Here is a 20,603-nt window from a genome sequence, read left to right as displayed (position 1 = left end):
CCCGGCCGTCTACAGCCCGATCGGACGACGCGCCGACGAGTTCGCCGTCGTCCGCGCCGGCCTGAACTACAAGTTCGGCTCGTACTGAGACCACGCCGCAGCGGTCGGGATCCCGACCGCTGCGCGCACCCCGCGCGATGCCGATCCGGCATCTGGAGAGGCCGCTTCCGCGAGGGGGCGGCCCCTTCGCCGTTCAGGCCGTGTCCTTCAGGCCGTCGTCCCTGCGATCGGACGAACCTCCCCGCTTGAGCTCGCAAGGACGACGATGCGCGGCAGGCTGCTCGGCGGCGACGGGGTCGTCCGGCCGGCTCAGTAGCCCTTCCAGAGGCCGGGGGTGGCGAGTTCGAGCAGGTGCCCGTCCGGATCGCGGAAGTAGACGCTGATGCCGCCCCGTGGCCAGCGCGTGCGCCCCTCGATGGTCACGCCGGAGGCCGCGAGATGGTCCTCCCAGGCCGCGAGGGCATCGACGTCGATGGAGAACGCCACATGGGCCGGACCGCGGCCGTCATGGGGCGGGATGAGGCCGCCCGGCGTCGCGATCGGCTGCAGGGAGCCGCCTTCCGGAAAGAGCAGCAGGACGCCGCGGCCGGCGACGTCGAAGCTCCGCATGCGGAAGTCGGTGTAAATGCAGGGCAACCCCATCGTGTCGCGGTAGAAGGCCTCCGCGCGGTCGAGATCCGCGACGTACAGCGCCGTCTCCAGGATGGCGTTGAGCTTGGGCATGACGACCTCCCGTCAGCCGCTCAGGCGCGGCGGCCCGCGGCCGCCCGGCGGGGATTCCGGCGTCGGGTCGCGGGCCTCACGGTCCCCCGGTGATCGCGCCGGCGATCACCATCTGCAGGGCCTCGAGGTCGATCCGCCCCGTGATCCGCGCGTAGCCCGACTCCGACAGGTCCACCTGCGGCGCGGGATCCTCCGCTTCGGCCTGGCGCTTCAGCTCCGCCAGGATGGCGTCCCGCACGGCGTCGTCCAGGGTCATGGTTCCCGCTCCCGGTCATCGGCGCGCCCGGCCCGCGGGATCCGATCCGGTGCGGATCGGCCCCGCGCCGGGCGATGCCTGCACCGGGGCCAACCGGCCGATCCCGGTCCCGGTTCGCGGCCGGCCCGCGCCCAGGCGGTCGCTCAGGCGGTCGATGGGCGCGGCGCGCCCGGGTCCGGCCGCGGGGTCCGGCCCGGGACCAGCGACAGGCCGGCGGAGGTCAGGGCGAACAGCACCAGGGGCACGAGGCTCAGGGTGAAGCTGCCGGTCCCGTCCTTGATGGCGCCGATCAGGTAGGGACCGAGGAAGCCGCCGAGGTTGCCCACCGCGTTGATCGCCGCGATGCTCGCCGCCGCCGTGGCGGGGGGCATCTGCTCGGTGGCGAGCGCCCAGAACGGACCTTTCAGCATATAGACGCCCACCGCCGCCACCGTCAGCGCGGCGACCACCGGACCGAGGCCCGTGAGCACCGTGCCGCCCGCGAGCCCCAGCGCCAGGACCAGGAACGAGAGCGCGAGGTGCCAGCGCCGCTCGGCGGTCTTGTCGCTGTGCCGGCCCCAGAGGATCATGGCCACCGAGGCGAAGCCGTACGGGATGCTGTTCAGGAGGCCGGTCTCGACATTGCCGAGGCCGAAGCTCTTCACGATTTGCGGCGTCCAGAACGAGAGCCCGTAGCTGCTCGCCGTCGAGCCGAAATAGATGGCGGCGAACAGCAGGAGCCGCCGGTCGCTCAGGATCTCCCGCAGCGGCGGCTTCGCCGGCTGGCCGCGCCGTGTGTTGCGCGCCGCCTCGGCCTGGAGCTGCCGCTCCAGCCAGTCCCGCTCGGCCGCCGGCAGCCAGGCCGCGTCGCGGGGGCCGTCCGGCAGCAGCCACAGGACCGCGACGGCGAGCAGCACCGCCGGCAACCCTTCGAGGATGAACAGCCACTGCCAGCCGGCGAGGCCGAAGCCCGTGACGTTGAGGAGCGCGCCGGAGATCGGCGAGCCGAGGAACGACGAGATCGGGATCGAGATCATGAAGACCCCGATGATCCGCGCCCGGTAGGCGGAGGGGAACCAGTAGGTGAGGTAGAGGATCACGCCGGGGAAGAAGCCGGCCTCGGCGAGCCCCAGCAGGAAGCGCAGGCCGATGAACGACCACGGCCCCTGCACGAGCGCCATGGCGGCGGAGATCAGCCCCCAGGTCGCCATGATCCGGGCGATCCAGAGCCGGGCCCCGAAGCGCTCCAGCATCAGGTTGCTGGGGATCTCCATCAGGAAGTAGCCGAGGAAGAAGATGCCGGCGCCCCAGCCGAATACGGTGGCCGACAGGCCGACATCGTGGTTCATCTGGATCGCCGCGAAGCCGACATTCACCCGGTCCAGGAACGAGACGAAGTAGGCGAGGATCAGGAACGGCACGAGCCGCCAGCCGATCCGGCGCATCGCCGAGCGTTCCAGGGCGGCCTCGTCCGGGGAGCCTGTCGCCAAGCCTGTCATCGAGCGTGTCCTCGTCGCGTCAGGGAATCCGCGCGGCGTCGAGGGCGTCGAGGCACCGCCGCGCTGGCGATGAGACGGACATCCCGGGCTTCCTCGCGGGCCGGTCGGCTCTGGCGGCGACCTGTGCCGACCCTGCTTAACCCGTTCCCGACGCGGCTGGGAAGCGCTCACGGAGCTTCAATGGACCGGATCTGTTGACCGTGACGGTGTATTCGTCTGGCAGGATACCGTGGAAGAACGCCGAACCGGCGACAGAGTAGGCTCTTGCAGAGGTGCCGCAGGGGCCGGTTGCCGGCTCGTCTTTCCGCGCGCAGCGAAGCAAACCAGGGATGCGGGGCCTCGGTCAGGCGGGGCGCCGCTGGATTGCTTCGCTGCGCGCGCAAAGACGCGAAGCCGATTCTGCACGATCCCTGGACAGGAACGCGACCGTTTCTCCGTTCGGGGAGCCGGAAGAAGGGCGCGCACGAGCCCCGACCCGCCGATCCCGCGCCATGGGCCAGGGCGGCGAAATCGGGTTCCCGCATTGCAACGCTTCGGTGTGTCGATTTCCGTGTAACGACAACGCCGTCGTTCCGGGCCCCGCTGCGCAGTCCCGGAACGACGGCGCTGTCGATCCGCGGTTCCGCCAAGCCTCGTCAACCCGCGTTCGTGGCCCTGCGCCTCACCCCTTCTTGACGTTCCAGAACACCGGCACGCCCTCGAGGACCCCCGTGAGCGACGGCTTGTACGAGGTCTGGTTGAAGTACTGCCCGAGGGGTAGGTAGGGCAGGTCGATGAAGGCCTGCTTCTGCAGGTCGCCCGCGAGCGCCTTCCGCGCGGCGGTGTCGGGCGCGTCGAGCCACTGATCCCGCAGGGCCTCGATCCTGTCGCTGGTGGGCCAGCCGATGGCGGCGGTCTGCCCCGTCCCGCGCAGGAAGGCGCTGACCGCCGGATTCGCCTGGTCGAGCCCGGCCCAGAAGGTGCAGAAGGCGCTCCAGCCGCCCTGCGCGACCGGGTCCTTCTTGGCGCGCCGCTGCACCACCGAGCCCCAGTCCATGATCTGGTAGTCGACATTGAAGCCGGCACGGGTGAGCATGTCGGCCGCGACGTCCGCCAGCGCCTTCAGGCTGGGGAAGTCGGAGGCGCCCATCAGCACCACCTTCTCGCCCTTGTAGCCGGCCGCCGCCAGCGCCGCCTTGGCGCCCGCATAGTCGCGCTTGGCCGTCAGCGCGTCGAGGCCGACATCGCTCGCCATCGGCAGGCCGGGACAGAAGAAGCCGGTCGGCACGTGGATCAGCTTGGGGTCGGTGCCGGTCACCGCCTGCATGAAGTCGGTCTGGTCGACGACCTTCAGCAGCACCTGCCGGATCGCCGGGTTGTCGAAGGGCGGCTGGAGCTGGTTCATCCGCAGGCAGCCGATCAGGCCGGTCGGGTCGGTGATCCGCGTCGTCAGCCCGCGCAGCGTGGGCACGAGATCGGCCGGCGGCTGCTCCCACCAATCCATCTCGCCCGTCTGCATGGCCGAGGCGGCGGTCGCCTGATCGGGGATGATGGTCCACTCGACCCGGTCGACGAAGGCGCGCTTGGGACCCGACGTCCATTGCGGCGTGCCGCCCTCGCGGGGGACATAGCCGTCGAAGCGCTCGTAGACCACCCGGGCGCCGACCACGCGCTCGTCCGCCTTGAAGCGGAACGGGCCGCTGCCGACCATCTCGGTCACCTGCGTGAACGGGTCGGTCTTCGCGAGGCGCTCCGGCATGATGGCGCAGATCGAGGAGCCGACCTTGCCGAGCGCGTCCGGCAGGAGCGCGAAGGGCTTCTTCAGGCGGAACTGGATCGTCCGGTCATCCGGGGCCGAGAGTTCGTCCGTGTAGGCCATGAGGGTCTGGCCCATGGCGTCGCGCTTGCCCCAGCGGGCGACGCTCGCCACACAGTCGCGGGCCAGTACGGGGCTGCCGTCGTGGAAGGTCAGCCCGGGCCGCAGGGTCAGGCGCCAGAGCTTGCCGTCGTCCTCGACCGTGTGGCCGGCCACCATCTGCGGCTGGGCCGCGTAGGCCGAATCCGTGCCGTAGAGCGTGTCGAACACCGCGAGCCCGTGATTGCGGGTGACGTAGGCGGTGGTCCAGATCGGATCGAGCACCGTCAGGTCGGCCTGCGGGATGAACTTGAGGGTCCGGGCGGCCGTACCCTGCGCCAGTGCCGGGGCCGCGAGAGCGGCGCCCGAGAGCGCCACGAAAGTCCGTCTGTTCAGCATGCCAGCCTGTTCCATCCGGTGAAGACCGATGGATCGTAGCATGCGCCGGGCCATGGATTGATACGGGGTATGCCAAGCCGCTTCGCGGCTCCGGCTTTCCGCCGTCGGGATCGCCGGACCCGTCCCGGTGCCACGGCTCGGCGCCAGCCGGCTTAGTTTGTCAAAACCACATTGGGCCTGTGGAAAGCTGTGTGAACAAGCTTTCGTCAAGATAAAGACTTTATCTGTGGCCACTGGAGAGACGTCACCGGGCCCGGCCAACGGGGTGCCGCTCGGGGGCGCTCCCGACTTCGGCGCTGCTGCCAGACCGGTCCCGTCAGCGGGCGGGGCATTCCAGGATTGTCTTGATGAACTTCATCGTGTCCGCACGCCTGTCCGCGCGCCGGTTCGCCTATCAGCACGCGTCCCTGCTTACCGCCCTGGACCAGGGCATGAGCCTGATCGCGGCCGGGATGGCCGAGGTGACGATCACGGACGGCAATGGCCGGACCCGGACGCCGGCCGCCCTGTACCAGTCGCTGTTCGAGGCCGGCCGCGCCCCGTCGAAGGCCGCGCCGGTTCCGGCCCGGGCCGCCTGATCGATCCGGCGGCGCGCCCGCCTCCGGGCGGTTTCGCCGCCGCCGGCCCTTAATCGCGGCGAAAAACCCAGAGAAACCTGATGGGTACGGATTTGTCTTTCTGGACATTTCCGCAGATCAGGCTTAGCCTATGTGTGTTCGTGCCGTTGAAGTGCCGGCTCGAATGCTTCCGGAGATCGTTTTACATGAAGCGCCGCAGCGCGCGACCATTCATGGTCGAAGTCAAGAGCACCCGTGGCGCACGCGCAACGTTGACCTCCCCCGACATGCGGTCGCGCCCGGACGCCGGCCTGTGGCCGGAACTGGCTCAGGCCGCGGTGGCGCCGCCGCAGCCGTCGCCAAGACCGGACGTTCCGGCGCCTTCGGCGCAGCGGCCGGAGCAGAAGGAGCCGCCGGCGCCGGCCCGGCGCGTTCTGCCGAGCCTTGTCCCGATGTTTGAGGTCCCGGCCGAGCCCGAGCCCGAGCCTGTCGCGCCGCCGGCCCGGCGGACGCGGCGCGAGCGGGCGCCCGCGGCGGCTCAAGCCACGCGCGCCGAGCCCGTGGTGGAGCCGGCACTGCAGGTCCCACCGGCCGCTCCCCGTCCTGAACCTGCCGTCGCAGCGTCGCCCCTGCGCACGTCACCGGCCGCGGCCGGCGAGGACCCGTCGCCCCGCCCCACGTCGTGGCGCCGCACGAAGGAATTGCGGCTCGGCGAGCGCTGGAAGCGGCGCCTGCCGCACTACGCCCGCTGAGGAGCGCCTTGAGCCTGCAGGTTGCGGCGTTCCGCAGCCTCAGGTGAAGAACGGTCTGAAGTTCTCGATCCAGCCGCGCAGCCACGCCTCGCAGCCCTGCTGGGCGCCCGCGGCATCCTGCCCGTGGCCCCAGATCTCCTCGGCGAGGGGGCTCCACCACGTCCAGAGCCGGTTCGAGCCGTCGTACTCGCAGATCCCGACCTGGACGGCGCCGACCCGCCCGATGAAGCGCGGGAGCGGCACGCCGGCGGTCACGTCCTGGGTCCAGGTGATCAGGCTCTGAGGCATGCCCTGAGAACGGCGCCCGAGCCCGGACGTTCACGTCTCACGCCGCCCGTCGCTCCGGCAGGGCCCCGGCGGCCAGCCGAGAGTTGCGGTAGCGCGCGTCCGCCGTGACCTCGCCCTCGATCCAGGGCGGCAGCACCACCGGCTGGTCCTCGCGCTCGAGTTCGATCTCCGCCAGGATCAGGCCCGAGAGCGCGCCGCCGAACACGTCGACGTCCCAGACGGCACCGGCATGATCGACCCGATAGCGGGTCTTCTCGAGGCGCCGGCCGGCCGGCACGGCGGCCAGCAGGGCGGCCCCGTCCTCCGGCTCGATGGCGAACTCGATCTCGTCCCGGCAGGCGCCGCGCCGGGGGCTCTTCCAGGTGATCAGCGCGCGCTCGCCCGCTTGTCGGATGCGGATCGTGTTGGCGTCATCGGTGTAGAGATAGCCCTGAACAAAATGCGTTCCCGACCGGCACAGGGCCAGCACGGACGGGTGCGCGATGAATTTGCGCTCGATCTCGACAGGCATGCCGCAACTCGCTGCCATGGGCTGGAAGTGGTTACGCGGACAAGGGCGCGCAACACAAGCGGTGCGCGCGCCGCTGAGCACAGCGTTACAGGCATGGCGCGCCGACCAGCGCGACCGGATGTAAATTCGCCATCTTCAACTATGTAAAAGCACGGGGCGCTCGGCGATTGCAGAATCACGCCCGGAACAATCGTCCCCTTTTATCCTCGAGGTCAGCGCTGAAGACGGTATCCAAGCGGCCCAACATGAAGAAGCTTCTGCGGAAGGCGCAGGCCAAGCCGCTCAAGCAGGTTGCGGCCCTTCCGTTCCGGGTCGGTGCGGACGGCCGGCTCGAGGTGCTGCTGATCACCTCGCGCGATACCGGGCGCTGGATCATTCCCAAGGGCTGGCCGATGATCGGCCGGAAGGCGCACCGCGCGGCCGAGCGCGAGGCCTACGAGGAGGCCGGCCTTCAGGGGCGGATCGCCGCGAGCCCGGTCGGCCGGTACCGCTACGAGAAGCGCCTGGATCACGGTCTGGCGCTCCCCTGCAAGGTGCGCGTCTACCCGCTGCGGGTCGAGGTCCAGCACGAGCGCTGGCCGGAGCGGCATCAGCGCACGCTGCGGTGGTTTCGCCCGGAGGAGGCGGCGCGCCTCGTCCACGAGGACGAACTCCAGCGCCTGCTGAAGGGATTCGCGGCGCCGGATCGCGACGGCCGCGCCTGAGCGTCTCCACAGCGGAGGGATCGGGCGGACGATCCGGCGCGGAGCGAACCCCCGCGCGGAGCGGGTCGTCCACGGGCCCCGCCGCGCAGGGCTGATCCGGCGCATGGTGCCCGGGTGACGGGAGTTCTTCGGCCCAGGGGCGCGGTTCCGGCGCCGGCCGGTTGGAGGAACCGGCCCTCCGCCCGATCGTTGGTCCAGCAGATTGGATCATTTCTAAGGTCCAAGGCGACTCTCCCTGCCGGGCGGCCCCGCGCCGCCGATTTCCCAGGAGCCTGACCATGAACGCGAAGTGCGAGACCTGCCGGTTCTTCGATGAGCACAAGGGCAACGGTGCCGTCGCGCAGAACGATGCCGGCCTGTGCCGCTTCAACCCGCCCGTGAGCCAGCCCGCCCCCGAGTCCAAGGGGCTCTGGCCCGTGGTCGCCGCCCAGGATTGGTGCGGCCACTACACGCCGGAGATGACCGCCGCGGAGTAAGCGGACCGGGCGGCGTGGGACAGCCTGGTCCCCGCCGCCCAAAGTCGTCATGCGAACCGATCGTCCTTGCGAGCGCAGCGACGCGATCCGGATACGCCGCGGTTCCTGACCGCGCGCCAGTCCCGGATCCCTGGCCCCGCCCGTGGGGACGTCGGCGCGTCCACGGGTGCGCTTGCCGCCCGAACGGCTCGGTTGGCGCGGTTGGCGCGGCGGAGCGAGCCCGGCCGCAGGACGCCGATGGATGGTGTATCCCCCGGCGGGTTCCGAACCCGGCGACGATTTTCGGCCTGTCCGGCCGTGACTGCCGGGCGACGCGCAAAAAAAAGACCGCCCTTGAGGAAGCGGTCCGAAGTCTAGGGAGGAAACGCCCACGAGGGGCTGCAGCACGGCGACGCCGTCGCGGTGCTGCACTGCGGTCAACCCGGGTCGGATGACCTTGTTCCTGGGCTCGCCATCACCGTCGCGTTCCCGTTCGGAGCCGGCCGGGGATGTCCGCTCCAGCGTCGTCAGCCCCTGCAGGGACGCCGCGGCCGGATCGAGCGACGCAACGAAGCGCCCCAGGGCTGGTGCGAGGCCGAACGACGTGGAGCCCACCCCGGGGGCGCTTCGCTGCGCCCACAAGGGCGGCGGCGCCGAAGGGATCAACCGCACACGGTCTCAGTCGTGCTCAGTCGTGCTCAGTCGTGCGCGAGCTCATCTGCAGCGTGGCGCGGCCGGATCCGCCGTTTCGCCGCCCCGTAGAGCACCTGGGCGAGCTGCTGGGCGGAATAGGGTTTGCGCACCAGGGCGAAGCCGTGGGTGTCGTCCTTGGCGAGGACGTGGCTGTAGCCGGACGTCAGCACCACCGGCAGGTCGGGGCGGCTCGCCTGCAGGTGCCGCGCGAGGGCGAAGCCGCCCATGCCCGGCATGACCACGTCCGAGAAGACCACGTCGAACCGGTCCGGCGTCCTGTCGAGCTCGGCCAGTGCCTCCTCGGCGGATTTCGTCCAGACCGGCGCGTGGCCCAGATCCTCCAGGATCTGGGTGCAGAACCGCCCGACCCCGAGATTGTCCTCCACCACGAGGATGCACAGGCCCCTCTGGGGCTCCACCTCCCGACGGTCGTCGGACTCGGCATCGTCCGACGCCGCGGAGGCCTCGACCTGCGGCAGGTACAGGGTGAAGGTGGTGCCGCGGCCGACGGCGCTCTCCACGTCGATGTCGCCGCCCGATTGCTTGGCGAAGCCGATCACCTGGCTGAGGCCGAGCCCGGTGCCCTTGCCGATCTCCTTGGTGGTGAAGAACGGCTCGAAGATCCGCCCGAGCTCCGAGGCTGGGATCCCCGACCCGGTATCGGTGACCCGGACGGCCACGAACGGCCCGCGCGCGCCGGCATGCCCGCGGATCGGCGGCATCGGCCGGTCGCTCTCGAGGCGCAGGGTCAGGCCGCCCTCGCCGTCCATGGCGTCCCGGGCGTTGACCGCCATGTTGATCAGCGCCGTCTCGAACTGGCTCTCGTCGGCGCGCACGAACCGGGGCGCGTCCGGCAGCTCGATGGCGACGCGGATGCGCGCGCCGGTGACCGAGTCGAGCATGTCGGCGATGCTGCGCAGGCGCGCGCCGATGTCGAAGACCTGGGGCTTCAGCGCCTGCCGCCGGGCGAAGGCGAGGAGCTGACCGGTGAGCTTGGCGGCGCGGTCGACCGTGTCGGAGACCGCGTCGAGGTAGCGGCGGCGGCGCTCCTCCGCGAGCTCGGGCCGGCGCAGGAACTCGACGGACGAGCGGATGATGGTCAGCAGGTTGTTGAAGTCGTGCGCCACGCCGCCGGTGAGCTGGCCGATGGCCTCGAGCTTCTGCGACTGCCGCAGCGCCTCCTCGGCCTGGCGCTGCTCGGTGATGTCGCGCCCGAACCCGTAGTACAGCCCGTCCTCCGGGACCACGGTCCAGAGGACGCGCCGCCGGTCGCCCGCGCGGGTCAGGCAGGACAGCTCGACATCCTCCACGCGGCGATCCGCGCAGAGCGGCTCCAGGGCCGCCTGCGCCGCCGCGCGCTCCGGCGGCGCGACGAAGTCCAGGGCGGGCCGGCCCAGGGTCTCGGCCTCCGACCAGCCGAGCGCCCGGCTCCAGGAGGGGTTCACCGCATGCGCCCGCCCGTCCCGGTCCGCGACGAGCTTCAGCACCGGCGAGAGCGTCCAGACCCGGTCGCGGTCGCGGGTCTGGGCGGCGACCTGGGCCTCCAGGCGCTCCGCCCGGCTCTGGAGCAGCGCCTCGATCCGCGTCCGCTCCGAGACGTCGTGCGCGAACACGTAGAACCCGTCGACCCGCCCCTCCGCGTCCCGGCGCGGGAGGTAGCGGGTGTCGGCGGTCCGGGCCTCCCCGTCCGGGAAGGTCCAGGCCCATTCCTGGCGGACCTCGTGCCCGGCGAGGGCCTGCGCGATGGCCGCGCGCCGCGCCTCGAAACCCTCCGCGCCGAGGAGACCCTGGACCGTCTGGCCGACCACCGCGCTGGCCGACCGGCCCGTCCAGGTCTCGTAGGCGGCGTTGGCGAACCGATAGACGAGGTTGCGGTCGATGAAGGCGATCAGCACCGGCATGGCGTCCGCGACCAGACGGAGTTCGGCCTCCCGTGCCTGGAGCGCCAGCTCGCTCCGGCGGCGCTCGGTGATGTCGTTGAACAGGATGGCGACCCGGTTCCGCCCCGGCCCGTCGACCCGGTAGGCGTGGACGTCGTACCAGCGGCCCAGCGCCTTGGCCTCCTGCTCGAAGCGGACGGGCTCCCCGGTCAAGGCGACCCGGCCGTAGAGATCGAGCCAGCGCTGCTCGGGTGCGGGCACGAGATCCTGCAACTGTCGGCCGACCGCGTCTGTCAGGCCCGTCTGCCGCTCGAAGGCGGGATTGACCTCCAGGAAGCGTCCGTCGATCGCGCGATCACCTTCCCCGAACACCATCTCGACGAGGCAGAAGCCAGACTCGATGAACGCGAAGAGCGAGCGGTAGCGCTCCTCGTTGCGGCGCAGGGCGGCCTCTGCGCAGCGGGTCTCCAGCTGCGTCATCACGGTCCGGGCGAGCGCCTTGAGGATGAACAGCTGCTGGTCGGTCAGCGTGCGCGGCACGCGGTCGAGGACGCAGAGCGTCCCGATCGCCCAGCCCTCGGGCGTCACGAGGGGCACGCCGGCGTAGAAGCGCAGATGCGGCTCGCCGGTGACGAGGGGATTGGCGGCGCTGTCCGGCATCGCCGTGAGGTCCGGCAGCACGAGGGCGCCCTCCTCGCGCATTGCCTCGGTGCAGAACCCGAAGTCGAGGGGCATCGCCCGCACCGCGTGGCCGAATGCGGCCTTGATCCATTGCCGGTCGGCATCGACGAAGTTGATATGCGCCATCGGCGTGCCGCAGGCCTGGGCGGCCATCTCGGCGATCTCGTCGAACTCGCGCTCCGGCGGGGTGTCGAGGATGGCGTAGGCCCGCAGGGCGGCGAGCCGCTGGGGATGCTGGGGCTCGAAACCCGACGGGCGGGGCATTGTCCTGTTCCGCGACACGGGAGCGTCATAGCCCACGTCCCTGACCCTCCCAAGTGAGTCCATGCAACGCAGTTCTGGCGGCGTGGCGAACCGATCGTTGCCGTGACGGTAAGCTGTTGAAGCGCCCCATCGGATCCCGCCGCGGCGGCCTCTTTTCGGTTGCTGCATCGGATCGGGTAGCGAGCCCGGATACGTGCCCGGATACCAGTATCCACAATTTCAAATTGTACATCCGTGCGTCCACCGTCCGGCGCGACGACGGCCCCGGGCGGCGGCGCCCGCGCGCTCACGTTCTCGTGTTCCCGGGGCCACGCGCGCAGACGGCCCGTCGGTGGTCAGGCCGCGCCTGTGGATCCGATCGCCGCGGACGGGAGCCTCGGCGGCGGATGCGGCGTTGCCGGCTCGAAGGGGACAGGTTCGGATCAGGCATGGCCAAGCGCAGGACGAAGGCGGGCGCGCAGCAGGGACTCGAGGACGCGCCGCTGATGCCCACCGGGGCCCTGGCGGTGGCGCTGCTGGCCTTCGCCGCGGGACCCGGGCCGGTCGTGCACGTCGCCCGGGACGCGCGCCGCCTGGAGGACCTCGCCGCGACCCTCCGGGCGCTCGATCCCGACGCGCAGGTCGCGGTCTATCCCGAATGGGACTGCCTGCCCTTCGACCACGCCTCGCCGTCGCGGGCCACGATGGGCGCCCGGGCCGCGGTGATGCGGTGGCTGACCGACACGGACGCCCTGCCGGACTTCGTGCTGACGACCGCCCCGGCGCTCGTCCAGCGCGTGCCGCCGCCGGAGACCTGGGCCACGGCCCGCGTGACCCTGCGGGTCGGCGACACCCTCGACGTCGCCGCCGCGACGACGGACCTCAAGCGCCTCGGCTACATCCTCGACGAGCGGGTCGACGAGCCCGGCGAGATCGCCGTCCGCGGCCGCACCGTGGAGGTCTTTCCCGCCGCCGCGCCGCGGCCCTGCCGGATCGAGCATGCGGACGGCCGCGTGACCGCGATCCGCTCCTACGATCCGGTCTCGCAGCGCTCGGTGGCGGACGCGATGGAACTGGTGATCGATCCGGCGACCGAGATCATCCTGGAGCCGGGCTCCGGCCAGAGCTTCGAGCCGTTCACGGGCCAGGAGCACCGCCTCGACCGCTACTATCCCCACCTCGTCACCCTCTTGGACTACGTGCCCGAGGAGGCGCGCCTCGTGGTCGAGGACGGCACGCAGGCGCGAATCGACGCCTTCTACGAGCAGATGGACGAGGCGCGCGGGCGGCTGAAGGCCCGCGACGGGCGCGGCCTGGCCGGTGCGGGACTCTACCTGGCGCGCGACGCGTGGCGCGACATCGTGGCGGCGCACGCGCGCATCACCGCCACCGAGGCGGCCGGGGCGCCCCGCGCCATGCCGGCCTTCGCCCGGGAGCGCCGGCCTGGGACGGCGTTCGCGAAGGTCATGCGCGACCGGCTGAAGGCCGGCGACATCGTGGTGCTCGCCGGCACGGTCCGGCCGCTCCGGCGCCTCGTGCGCCAAGCCGGCAAGATCGCCGAGCGCCCGATCCGCCTGATCGACGCCTGGGCCGACGTCGCCGAGGCGGCCCCGGGCGACGTCCTCGCCCTGGAGGCGCCGCTGGCGGCCGGGTTCCGGGTGCCCGAGCAGGGCGCCACCGTGATCGCGGCCGCCGACCTGTTCGGGCCGGAGGCCGCGGTGGCGGGGGGCGCCCGGGCGATCCTGCCGATGGGCGAGGTCGACCTGCGCCCCGGCGACGTGGCCGTGGACCGCGATCACGGCCTGTGCGTGTTCGAGGGGCTGGAGCCGGTCGCCGCGCGGGGCGGCGAGGGCGGCGAGGGCCCGGAGGCCTCCGAGGCCCTGCGCCTGCGCTTCGCCGGCGACGCGATCCTGATGGTGCCGGTGACCCAGGCCGACCGGATCTGGCGCTACGGGCCGGAGCCCGATGCCGTCACCCTCGACAAGCTCGACGGTGGCACCTGGCCTCGGCGCCGCCTGGAGGCCGAGGCTACCATGGCGCGCACCGCCCGCCTGATGCTGGAAGCGGCCCGCGCCCGCCGGGAGACCGAGGCCCCGGTCCTGGCGCCGCCGGCCCGCGACATGGAGCGCTTCGCGGCCGGCTTCGGATTCGCGCCGACCCCCGATCAGGCAGCGGCTTTCGACGCGCTGATGGCCGATCTCGCCTCCGGCCGGCCCATGGACCGGCTGGTCTGCGGCGATGTCGGCTTCGGCAAGACCGAGGTGGCGCTCCGGGCGCTGGCGGCGGCGATCTTCTCCGGCAAGCAGGCGGCGCTGATCGCCCCCACCACCGTGCTGGCGCGCCAGCACACCGAGATTCTGCGTCGCCGCTTCGGACGCTTCGGCATCGAGGTCGCGCAGCTGTCGCGCCTCGTGGCGCCCGCCGAGGCCAAGCGCGTCAAGGCGGGACTCGCCGACGGCACGATCCGGCTCGTGGTCGGCACCCACGCGCTGGCCGGCGCCGCCTTTGCGGATCTCGGCCTGACGGTGATCGACGAGGAGCAGCGCTTCGGCGCCAAGCTGAAGGCGGATCTGCGTCGCTTGGCCGAGAGCCCCCGGGGGGGCGGTCACGTGCTGACGCTGACCGCGACCCCCATCCCCCGCACCCTCCAGGCGGCCCTCGTCGGCCTCCAGAGCCTGAGCGTGCTCGCCACGCCCCCGGCCCTGCGCCAGCCGGTCCGCACCGTGGTGGCGCCCTTCGACGCGGACGCGGTCCGCGAGGCGCTCATCCGCGAGCACCGCCGGAGCGGCCAGAGCTTCGTGGTCTGCCCGCGGATCGAGGATATCGGTCCCATGGCCGAGCGCCTGCGCGCCCTGGTGCCGGGACTGGACATCCTCGTGGCGCACGGGGACCTGAAGCCGTCGGCCATGGACGAGGTCATGGTCCGCTTCGCGGAGGGCGACGGCGACGTGCTGCTCGCCACCGCCATCGTGGAGAGCGGGCTCGACGTGCCCCGGGCCAACACCATGCTGGTCTGGGACGCCGCCCGGTTCGGGCTGGCGCAGCTCCATCAGCTGCGCGGGCGCGTCGGCCGCGGCCAGCGGCGCGGCACCGTCCACCTGCTCAGCGACCCGGCCGCGCCCCCGCCCGCGGCGGCCCTTCAGCGCCTGCGCGCCCTGGAAGCCCTCGACCGCCTCGGCGCCGGCTTCGCGGTGAGCGCCCGCGACCTCGACCTGCGCGGCGCGGGCGACCTCGTCGGCGAGGATCAGGCCGGCCACGCCAAGCTGGTCGGACTCGGCCTCTACCAGCACCTGCTGCAATTGGCGCTCACCGCCGCCAAGGGCGGCCGGGCCGAGGATTGGAGCCCCGAGATCGAGCTCGGCCTGCCGAGCCGGATCCCCGCGGATTACGTGCCCGAGCCCGAGATCCGCCTGAGCCTCTACACGCGACTCCTGCGCCTGCGCGACGCCGAGGCGATCGAGGCGCTCGCCGGGGAAGTGGAGGACCGGTTCGGCGCGGCGCCCGCGCCGGTGCTCGCCCTGTTCGACCTCGCCCGGCTGCGCGCCGCCTGCTGCGAATTGGGCGTGGCCCGGCTCCGGGGCGGTCCGCAGGGCGTGGCGGCCGATCTGAGGCCCGACCGGCCGCTGCCCGCGATGGCGGCGGCGAAGGAGATCATCCTGCGCGAGGGGCGGGTCGTGTGGAAGCGCCCCTGTCCCGGCCCCGCGGATTGCGCTGCCCTGGCCGATGCGCTGCTGGAGCGCGTGCGCGCTGCCCGGGAGCGCGCCGGCTGAGTTCGTGCGTCCGCCCGAAGAACAGGGGCCTCGACCGTGCCGCACCGACTGGGTGGGCTAGGATGGTCACACGTCTTTCTCGGCGGGAGGGAAGCGAGGGGGTTGCGCGTCTCCCGCCCCACAGGGAGGAGAAGAGAGAGCTCCGGACAGAGATGTGTGAACGTCCAAGAGGGCGCTCTGCCGTGTGCCGTTGAACGCGTTGCGACCGGGCCTGCTTGCGCCGGACGCTTCAAAGGGTCACAGCCTGTCGCGTAGAAACCGCGAACGGGAGTGTCCCATGCACGTCACGATTGAGCAGGCCGAGAAGGCCATCGCCGCCGCGCGGGCGAAGGCGACGGAACTCGGCACCCAGATGTGCATCGCCGTGGTGGATTCCGGCGGCAACCTGAAGGCGTTCCATCGCATGGACGATGCGTGGGTCGGTTCCATCGACATCGCCCACAAGAAGGCCAAGACTTCGGTGTTCTTCGGCATGATGACCGGCCAGATCGGCCAGCTTTCCCAGCCGGGCGGCCCGCTCTACGGGATCGAGCACTCGAATGACGGCCTGATCACCTTCCCGGGCGGGATCCCGATCGTCGACGCGGACGGCGTGATGTCGGGCGCCATCGGGGTCAGCGGCTCGACCGTGGAAAACGACCACACCGTCGCGGAGGCCGGCGCCAAGGCCATCGGCCGCACGGAGCTGCCGGCCCATCCCTGGCGGACCTGAATCCGGCGCCGCCGCCGATCAGGCCTGACGCTGCGCCAGCGTCCGGCCGATCCCGAGCAGCAGCATGCCGGAGACCGTCTGCAGGTACGGGTCCCCGTAGCGGTCGAGGGCCGCATGGGCGTCGATGCAGTGATCGGCGGCGGCCTCAAGGTCGCCGGCCTGCAGCGGGGCGCCGTCCGGGGTGCGTGCCGGCCGGGCGTAGAGATCCGTGACGTCGAGATAGGCACCACGCCCGTGCAGCGTGCCCGAGCCGTCCGGGCCCAGGAAGCCCCGGTTGAGGATCCAGCGGACGTCGCCCCGGCCCGACAGGACCCGGAATTCGAGGGAGACCGGCCCGCCGGTCTGCCGGACGCGCCGGATCTTCCCGAAGACCCAGTCGCGGTCCTCCGGATGGATGCGTCCCAGCGCGGTCTCGAGGGCGAGGGGCTGACCGGCGAGGCCCGGGTTACCGGCCAGCATGGCGGCGGCGCCCGCGTCCAGCACCGACCGGCCGGCGGAGACATCGGTATCCCAGATCCCGACGAACCCCGCGGCCTGCAGGGCAGCGACTGCCTCGGACGCTAGCTGCATCGGGCCCCCTTCGAATTGTTCCAACCTGTGCTTGTACGGTGATGGACCTAACAATCAAGACACAGGCAGCCCGTGGCTGCCCTGTCCAGAGGTGTCGAGGGCTTTGGGTATTTATCAGCATCTGACATGTTGTCGCGGTGATCAAATATGACTACCCTCGGGGTTAATCTGTCATGCGCGAGGGAATTGTATCAGACTCGCCAGTCCTGTCGGCGGGCGGGCGTCCGTAGGTAGAATCGCGGCTTGCGGATACTTCGCGCGCCTCCGTCGGCGACGCTCTGCGAGGCCGCGGGACTTCATCTCTCGCGGATCGTCCTGCGCCACGATCCGTCGGTTCGGGACCGGCGGGTCGGCGTGGCGACAGCCTCGACGTCCGGCCGCGATGACCGACCTCGTCCGTCGGGAAGCGCCGTCCCTGGTGCGCATCCGCGACACGGCCTAACCTCGCCGCACCCCGCACGCACCCCGCAGAGGCGCCATGGTTCGCAATCCGGACCGCACCAACCTCCCACTGTCGCAGGATCGGCTCTGGGCCAGCCTGATGGATCTTGCCCGGATCGGCGCGCTGCCCAACGGCGGCAACGACCGCCAGACCCTGACCGACCGCGACGCCGAGGGGCGCGCCCTCTTCCAGCGCTGGGGCGAGGCCGCGGGGCTCACCCTCGCCGTCGACCGGATCGGCAACATGATCTTCCACCGCCCGGGCCGGGACCCGGCCCGGAAGCCCGTCGCCATCGGCAGCCACCTCGACACCCAGCCCACCGGGAGCAAGTTCGACGGCCCCCTCGGCGTGCTCGCCGGGCTCGAGATCATGCGCGCCCTGCAGGAAGCCGGGATCGAGACCGAGGCGCCGCTCCTGCTGATCAACTGGTGCAACGAGGAGGGCGCGCGCTTCGCGCCGCCGATGAGCGGCAGCGGCGTCGCCATGGGCATCGTTCCGGAGGCCGACGTGATGGCCACCCGGGACCTCGCCGGCCACGTCTTCGGGGACGAGCTGCGGCGCATCGGCTGGCAGGGCGCGGCGGACCCGGCCGGCCTGCGGGGGATCGGCGCCTATTTCGAGCTGCATATCGAGCAGGGCAAGCGCCTGGAGGAAGCCGGTCTGACCATCGGGGTGGTCGATCGGGCGCTCGCCCAGATCTGGTACGAGATCACCGTGCTGGGCGAGGAGGCCCATGCGGGCAGCCCCATGGTCGGCCGGCGCGACGCCATGATGGCCGCGGCGGCGCTGATCGCGTCGCTGGAGGACATCGCCTTGGCGGCGGTCGGCGCCGGCGACGAGCGCGGCCGGGCCACCGTGGGCGTGCTGAAAGCCGAGCCGGCGAGCCGCAACATCACGCCCGGCCGCGTCTGGTTCAGCCTCGACACCCGCCACGGCGACACGGAGCAGCTCGAGGCGATGCGGGCACGGATCCTGGCGCGGGCCGACGGCCTAGCGGCGGAGCGCGGCGTCACGATCCGCGTCGACGAGTTCTGGCGGGCGCCGCCCACCGCGTTCGACCCGGTGCTGGTGGACCGCGTCCAGGCGGCCGCGGAGGCGCGGGGCCACGCCTGGACCCGGATGCCGACGGCGATCTACCACGATGCCGTCTACTGCGCCCGCACGGTCCCGGCGGCCCTGGTGTTCTGCCCCTGCCACGGCGGGATCAGCCACAACGAGGCCGAGAGCATCACGCCGGACTGGGCCGGCGCCGGGATGCAGGTCCTGGCCGACGCGGTTCTCGCGACGGCCGGCTTGGCCACCGCGCGGGCCTGAAGGGGATCGCCATGCCCGACGACAACGTCATCCGCCCGGCCTTCGGCGCCCGCCGGCCGGGCGCGCCGGCCCCGGGGCCGGAGCCCGCGCAGGCGCCCCTGCGGGTCCTCGGCACCGGGGCCGGCCATCGGGTCGGGCTGATCCGCGACCCGGCCGCCGAGGAGGGCGACGTCGTCCGGGTGGTGGTGGGGCCTGAGGCGGATCCGGTGGTCGAGACCGTGGCGCTGCTGCCGGCCTCCGACGGGGCGGAGGCCGAGGCCGAGCGGATCGGATTCGCGATCCTCCGGGCCCTGGAGGTGGTCGAGGGCGGGCTCTGACGGCACGCTCCGGCGGCACGCATCAGCCGCGCGCCGCGCGACGGGGGCACTTGTCCGGGAGGGAGACATGACGGTCGGCCGGGTCAGCAGCGCCGAGATCGCGATTCCGGCGCGGGCCGGGACGGTCTGGTCCGTCCTGACGGACCTGGACGCCTATCCGGCGTGGAACCCGGTCATCCGCAAGGCGGAGGGGCCCCGGCGTCGGGGCGCGCGCTGGCGCCTGGAGCTGACCTTGAACGGGCGCGCCGCCCTGACTCTGCGGGCGCAGGTGATCTGCTGGGAGCCCGGCCGGCGGCTGACCTGGCGCGTCGGCTTCGCGCGGCCGCACCTGCTCACGGGCTGTCACGACATCCGGATCATCGAGACCCGGCAGGGCGTCAGCGTGGTCCAGGCGGGGACCTTCGCGGGCCTGCTCGCGCCGGCTCTGTTCCCGTGGCTGCGGAACCGCGTGCAGGGGAGGTGCGCCGCGATGAACGAGGCGCTGCGGGACGAGGTCGCCCGCCGCATCGCCGAGGCGACGTGACCCGGCCGACCCGGGTCGCGCTCCCGGAGAGGGCGAGGCCGCCGGGCGCCCGGGACGGCGTCAGTCCACCGGCTTCGGCTTGACGATCGGCGAGCGCGTCAGGCTCTGGATCTCGCGGCCCGGCCGTCCGGCCTTGAGGGCGATCTCCTCCTCCTGCTCGGCGATGAGCTGCCGGGCCGGCTCGTCGCCGTCCAGGCCGCCGAGGAGCTCCACCGGCACACGCCGGTTCGAGGCTCGGGAACCGTCCGTGTAGACGATATCGAACAGAACAAAGCCCCGCTCCTGCGGTCTCGACTTGATGCGCTTGGCCATAGGTGCTGATACGCCGCCGGAATCGATCGCGGCAAGGTGCGGCACCGGGCGGAGGGTTGCGCGGCGCGCACAAGCCGCACCCGGAGCCGCCACGCTCCCGCCGCGATCTGCTGCGCCGCCAAGTTTCGCTCACACGTGAGGACGCCGTCCGTGATACCCTGGGTTCATCTCGACACCGGCACCGTTCCCGGTGGCGGCACCGACCTGCGCCTGATGCGGCGGGGCGACGAGTTCGCGATCCTGGCCGACACGATCGAGCTGATGAACAACCGCCGCAGCGGCTCCGAGGTGGCGCTCGCGGCGCTGACCTGCGACCGCCTGAGGGACCGGTCCCGGCCGCGGATCCTGATCGGCGGGCTCGGCATGGGCTTCACCCTGCGGGCCGCCCTCGCGGGCCTCGGGCCGGAGGCGCAAGTGGTGGTGGCCGAGCTGGTCCCGTCCGTGATCGCCTGGGCGCGGGGGCCCCTGGCCCACGTCTTCGCCGGCTGCCTCGACGATCCGCGCGTCGACCTGCAGGAGGCCGACGTGAACCGCCTGATCCAGGCCGGCCCCGAGCGCTACGACGCGATCCTGCTCGACGTCGACAACGGCCCGGAGGGCCTGATGCGCCGGGCGAACGATCGGCTCTACGACAACTGGGGCCTCAAGCGGGCCCGCTGGGCGCTGCGGCCGGGGGGAATCCTCGGCGTCTGGTCGGGTGCGCCCGACCGCAAGTTCAAGGGCCGCCTGCAACGCTCCGGCTTCGCGGTGGACGAGCGGCGCGTCCACGCGAGCGGCCGGGGCAGCGGTCCCAAGCACGTGGTCTGGCTCGCGACCCGGAGCGCGGCCCCGGATGAGGGGCTCCGGACCGACACCGGCCGGCTACGGCCGGCCCGGTAACGTCTGCCGCTCACGGTCGCACCCCCTATCCCGACACCGCGATGTCCCGCACATTCTACTCATGGGTGCGAATGGCGGGCATCTCTACACGGTCGAGGTCAGGCCGAGCCGGCACGATCCCGGTCGATTCACCTGGGCGATCCGCGACCGCGGCAAGCTGGTCCGGGGATCGTACCGTCCGCACGCCTCGGAGCGGGCCGCGCGCGCCGTCGCCCTCGCCGAGGTCGAGCGGCTGATCGGGCATGACGGAACGGCGGGTTCTCCCTAGGCAGGCTCGGCCATGACCTCTGTGAATGCCCTAACGGTCAGC

Annotated in this window: 20 protein-coding genes and 1 pseudogene; 12 read left to right on the top strand and 9 right to left on the bottom strand. The window is 72.1% G+C overall.

Features of this window, described 5'->3' with window-relative positions; all coding sequences use genetic code 11:
- Positions 1 to 88, top strand: a pseudogene (locus ACLBX9_RS08990) (porin family protein); the annotation flags it as partial.
- Between the two features lie 221 nt (positions 89 to 309).
- Here the strand turns inward: ACLBX9_RS08990 and ACLBX9_RS08985 are convergent.
- From ACLBX9_RS08985 to ACLBX9_RS08970, 4 genes are all read right to left on the bottom strand, one after another.
- Positions 310 to 723: a VOC family protein gene (locus ACLBX9_RS08985; protein WP_447718680.1), complete on the bottom strand. Its 414-nt coding sequence runs from the start codon at positions 721 to 723 to the stop codon at positions 310 to 312.
- Between the two features lie 76 nt (positions 724 to 799).
- Complete coding sequence (locus ACLBX9_RS08980) at positions 800 to 979, bottom strand: hypothetical protein (protein ID WP_447718679.1); 180 nt, start codon at positions 977 to 979, stop codon at positions 800 to 802.
- Between the two features lie 143 nt (positions 980 to 1,122).
- Positions 1,123 to 2,457, bottom strand: a complete 1,335-nt coding sequence (locus tag ACLBX9_RS08975; protein WP_447718678.1) for an MFS transporter — start codon at positions 2,455 to 2,457, stop codon at positions 1,123 to 1,125.
- 661 nt (positions 2,458 to 3,118) lie between these two features.
- Positions 3,119 to 4,690, bottom strand: a complete 1,572-nt coding sequence (locus ACLBX9_RS08970; RefSeq protein ID WP_039894964.1) for an ABC transporter substrate-binding protein — start codon at positions 4,688 to 4,690, stop codon at positions 3,119 to 3,121.
- Positions 4,691 to 5,037: 347 nt separating this feature from the next.
- Between ACLBX9_RS08970 and ACLBX9_RS08965 the strand changes: the two genes are divergently transcribed.
- On the top strand, positions 5,038 to 5,268 hold the full coding sequence (locus ACLBX9_RS08965) for a hypothetical protein (RefSeq protein ID WP_010687562.1): 231 nt from the start codon (positions 5,038 to 5,040) through the stop codon (positions 5,266 to 5,268).
- A gap of 431 nt (positions 5,269 to 5,699) precedes the next feature.
- Entirely contained in the window at positions 5,700 to 5,999 is a 300-nt protein-coding gene (locus ACLBX9_RS08960; protein ID WP_010687561.1) for a hypothetical protein, read from the top strand.
- 39 nt (positions 6,000 to 6,038) lie between these two features.
- On the opposite strand, the gene ACLBX9_RS08955 is transcribed toward ACLBX9_RS08960, so the two are convergent.
- Together ACLBX9_RS08955 and ACLBX9_RS08950 are read right to left on the bottom strand one after the other, a co-directional pair.
- Positions 6,039 to 6,287, bottom strand: a complete 249-nt coding sequence (locus tag ACLBX9_RS08955; protein ID WP_010687560.1) for a hypothetical protein — start codon at positions 6,285 to 6,287, stop codon at positions 6,039 to 6,041.
- Positions 6,288 to 6,324: 37 nt separating this feature from the next.
- Positions 6,325 to 6,798, bottom strand: coding sequence for a CYTH domain-containing protein (locus tag ACLBX9_RS08950; RefSeq protein ID WP_039894962.1), 474 nt, complete (start codon positions 6,796 to 6,798; stop codon positions 6,325 to 6,327).
- Between the two features lie 245 nt (positions 6,799 to 7,043).
- Between ACLBX9_RS08950 and ACLBX9_RS08945 the strand changes: the two genes are divergently transcribed.
- The gene (locus ACLBX9_RS08945) at positions 7,044 to 7,502 is read left to right on the top strand and encodes an NUDIX hydrolase (RefSeq protein WP_447718677.1); all 459 of its coding nucleotides are present in this window, start codon (positions 7,044 to 7,046) and stop codon (positions 7,500 to 7,502) included.
- A 278-nt stretch (positions 7,503 to 7,780) separates the two neighbouring features.
- A complete protein-coding gene (locus tag ACLBX9_RS08940; protein ID WP_091782746.1) occupies positions 7,781 to 7,978 on the top strand; it encodes a hypothetical protein in 198 nt (65 codons plus the stop codon).
- A 677-nt stretch (positions 7,979 to 8,655) separates the two neighbouring features.
- Here ACLBX9_RS08940 and ACLBX9_RS08935 read toward each other — a convergent pair.
- Positions 8,656 to 11,475, bottom strand: a complete 2,820-nt coding sequence (locus ACLBX9_RS08935; RefSeq protein WP_447718676.1) for a PAS domain-containing protein — start codon at positions 11,473 to 11,475, stop codon at positions 8,656 to 8,658.
- Between the two features lie 428 nt (positions 11,476 to 11,903).
- Between ACLBX9_RS08935 and ACLBX9_RS08930 the strand changes: the two genes are divergently transcribed.
- Both ACLBX9_RS08930 and ACLBX9_RS08925 read left to right on the top strand, forming a co-directional pair.
- Positions 11,904 to 15,224: a DEAD/DEAH box helicase gene (locus ACLBX9_RS08930; RefSeq protein WP_447718675.1), complete on the top strand. Its 3,321-nt coding sequence runs from the start codon at positions 11,904 to 11,906 to the stop codon at positions 15,222 to 15,224.
- Between the two features lie 277 nt (positions 15,225 to 15,501).
- Positions 15,502 to 15,936, top strand: coding sequence for a GlcG/HbpS family heme-binding protein (locus ACLBX9_RS08925; protein WP_010687554.1), 435 nt, complete (start codon positions 15,502 to 15,504; stop codon positions 15,934 to 15,936).
- A gap of 18 nt (positions 15,937 to 15,954) precedes the next feature.
- On the opposite strand, the gene ACLBX9_RS08920 is transcribed toward ACLBX9_RS08925, so the two are convergent.
- Positions 15,955 to 16,506, bottom strand: coding sequence for a PAS domain-containing protein (locus ACLBX9_RS08920; protein WP_447718674.1), 552 nt, complete (start codon positions 16,504 to 16,506; stop codon positions 15,955 to 15,957).
- 478 nt (positions 16,507 to 16,984) lie between these two features.
- On the opposite strand from ACLBX9_RS08920, the gene ACLBX9_RS08915 reads away from it, so the two are divergent.
- The 3 genes from ACLBX9_RS08915 (at position 16,985) to ACLBX9_RS08905 (ending at position 19,102) form a co-directional block, all read left to right on the top strand.
- Positions 16,985 to 18,262: an allantoate amidohydrolase gene (locus ACLBX9_RS08915; RefSeq protein WP_447718673.1), complete on the top strand. Its 1,278-nt coding sequence runs from the start codon at positions 16,985 to 16,987 to the stop codon at positions 18,260 to 18,262.
- Between the two features lie 11 nt (positions 18,263 to 18,273).
- Entirely contained in the window at positions 18,274 to 18,579 is a 306-nt protein-coding gene (locus tag ACLBX9_RS08910) for a hypothetical protein (RefSeq protein ID WP_447718672.1), read from the top strand.
- Between the two features lie 67 nt (positions 18,580 to 18,646).
- Positions 18,647 to 19,102: an SRPBCC family protein gene (locus ACLBX9_RS08905; protein ID WP_447718671.1), complete on the top strand. Its 456-nt coding sequence runs from the start codon at positions 18,647 to 18,649 to the stop codon at positions 19,100 to 19,102.
- Positions 19,103 to 19,162: 60 nt separating this feature from the next.
- Here the strand turns inward: ACLBX9_RS08905 and ACLBX9_RS08900 are convergent, their stop codons facing one another.
- Complete coding sequence (locus ACLBX9_RS08900) at positions 19,163 to 19,414, bottom strand: hypothetical protein (protein ID WP_010687549.1); 252 nt, start codon at positions 19,412 to 19,414, stop codon at positions 19,163 to 19,165.
- 150 nt (positions 19,415 to 19,564) lie between these two features.
- On the opposite strand from ACLBX9_RS08900, the gene ACLBX9_RS08895 reads away from it, so the two are divergent.
- Together ACLBX9_RS08895 and ACLBX9_RS08890 are read left to right on the top strand one after the other, a co-directional pair.
- Positions 19,565 to 20,293: a spermidine synthase gene (locus ACLBX9_RS08895; RefSeq protein WP_447718670.1), complete on the top strand. Its 729-nt coding sequence runs from the start codon at positions 19,565 to 19,567 to the stop codon at positions 20,291 to 20,293.
- A gap of 61 nt (positions 20,294 to 20,354) precedes the next feature.
- Positions 20,355 to 20,561 carry a hypothetical protein gene (locus ACLBX9_RS08890; RefSeq protein WP_010687547.1) on the top strand — a complete coding sequence of 69 codons (207 nt, stop codon included), beginning with the start codon at positions 20,355 to 20,357 and terminating at the stop codon, positions 20,559 to 20,561.
- The last annotated feature ends 42 nt before the right edge of the window (positions 20,562 to 20,603 follow it).

This window comes from Methylobacterium sp. A49B (assembly GCF_053346215.1).
Note: the sequence above shows the minus strand (reverse complement) of the source record. Positions and strands in the feature narration are given on the sequence as shown.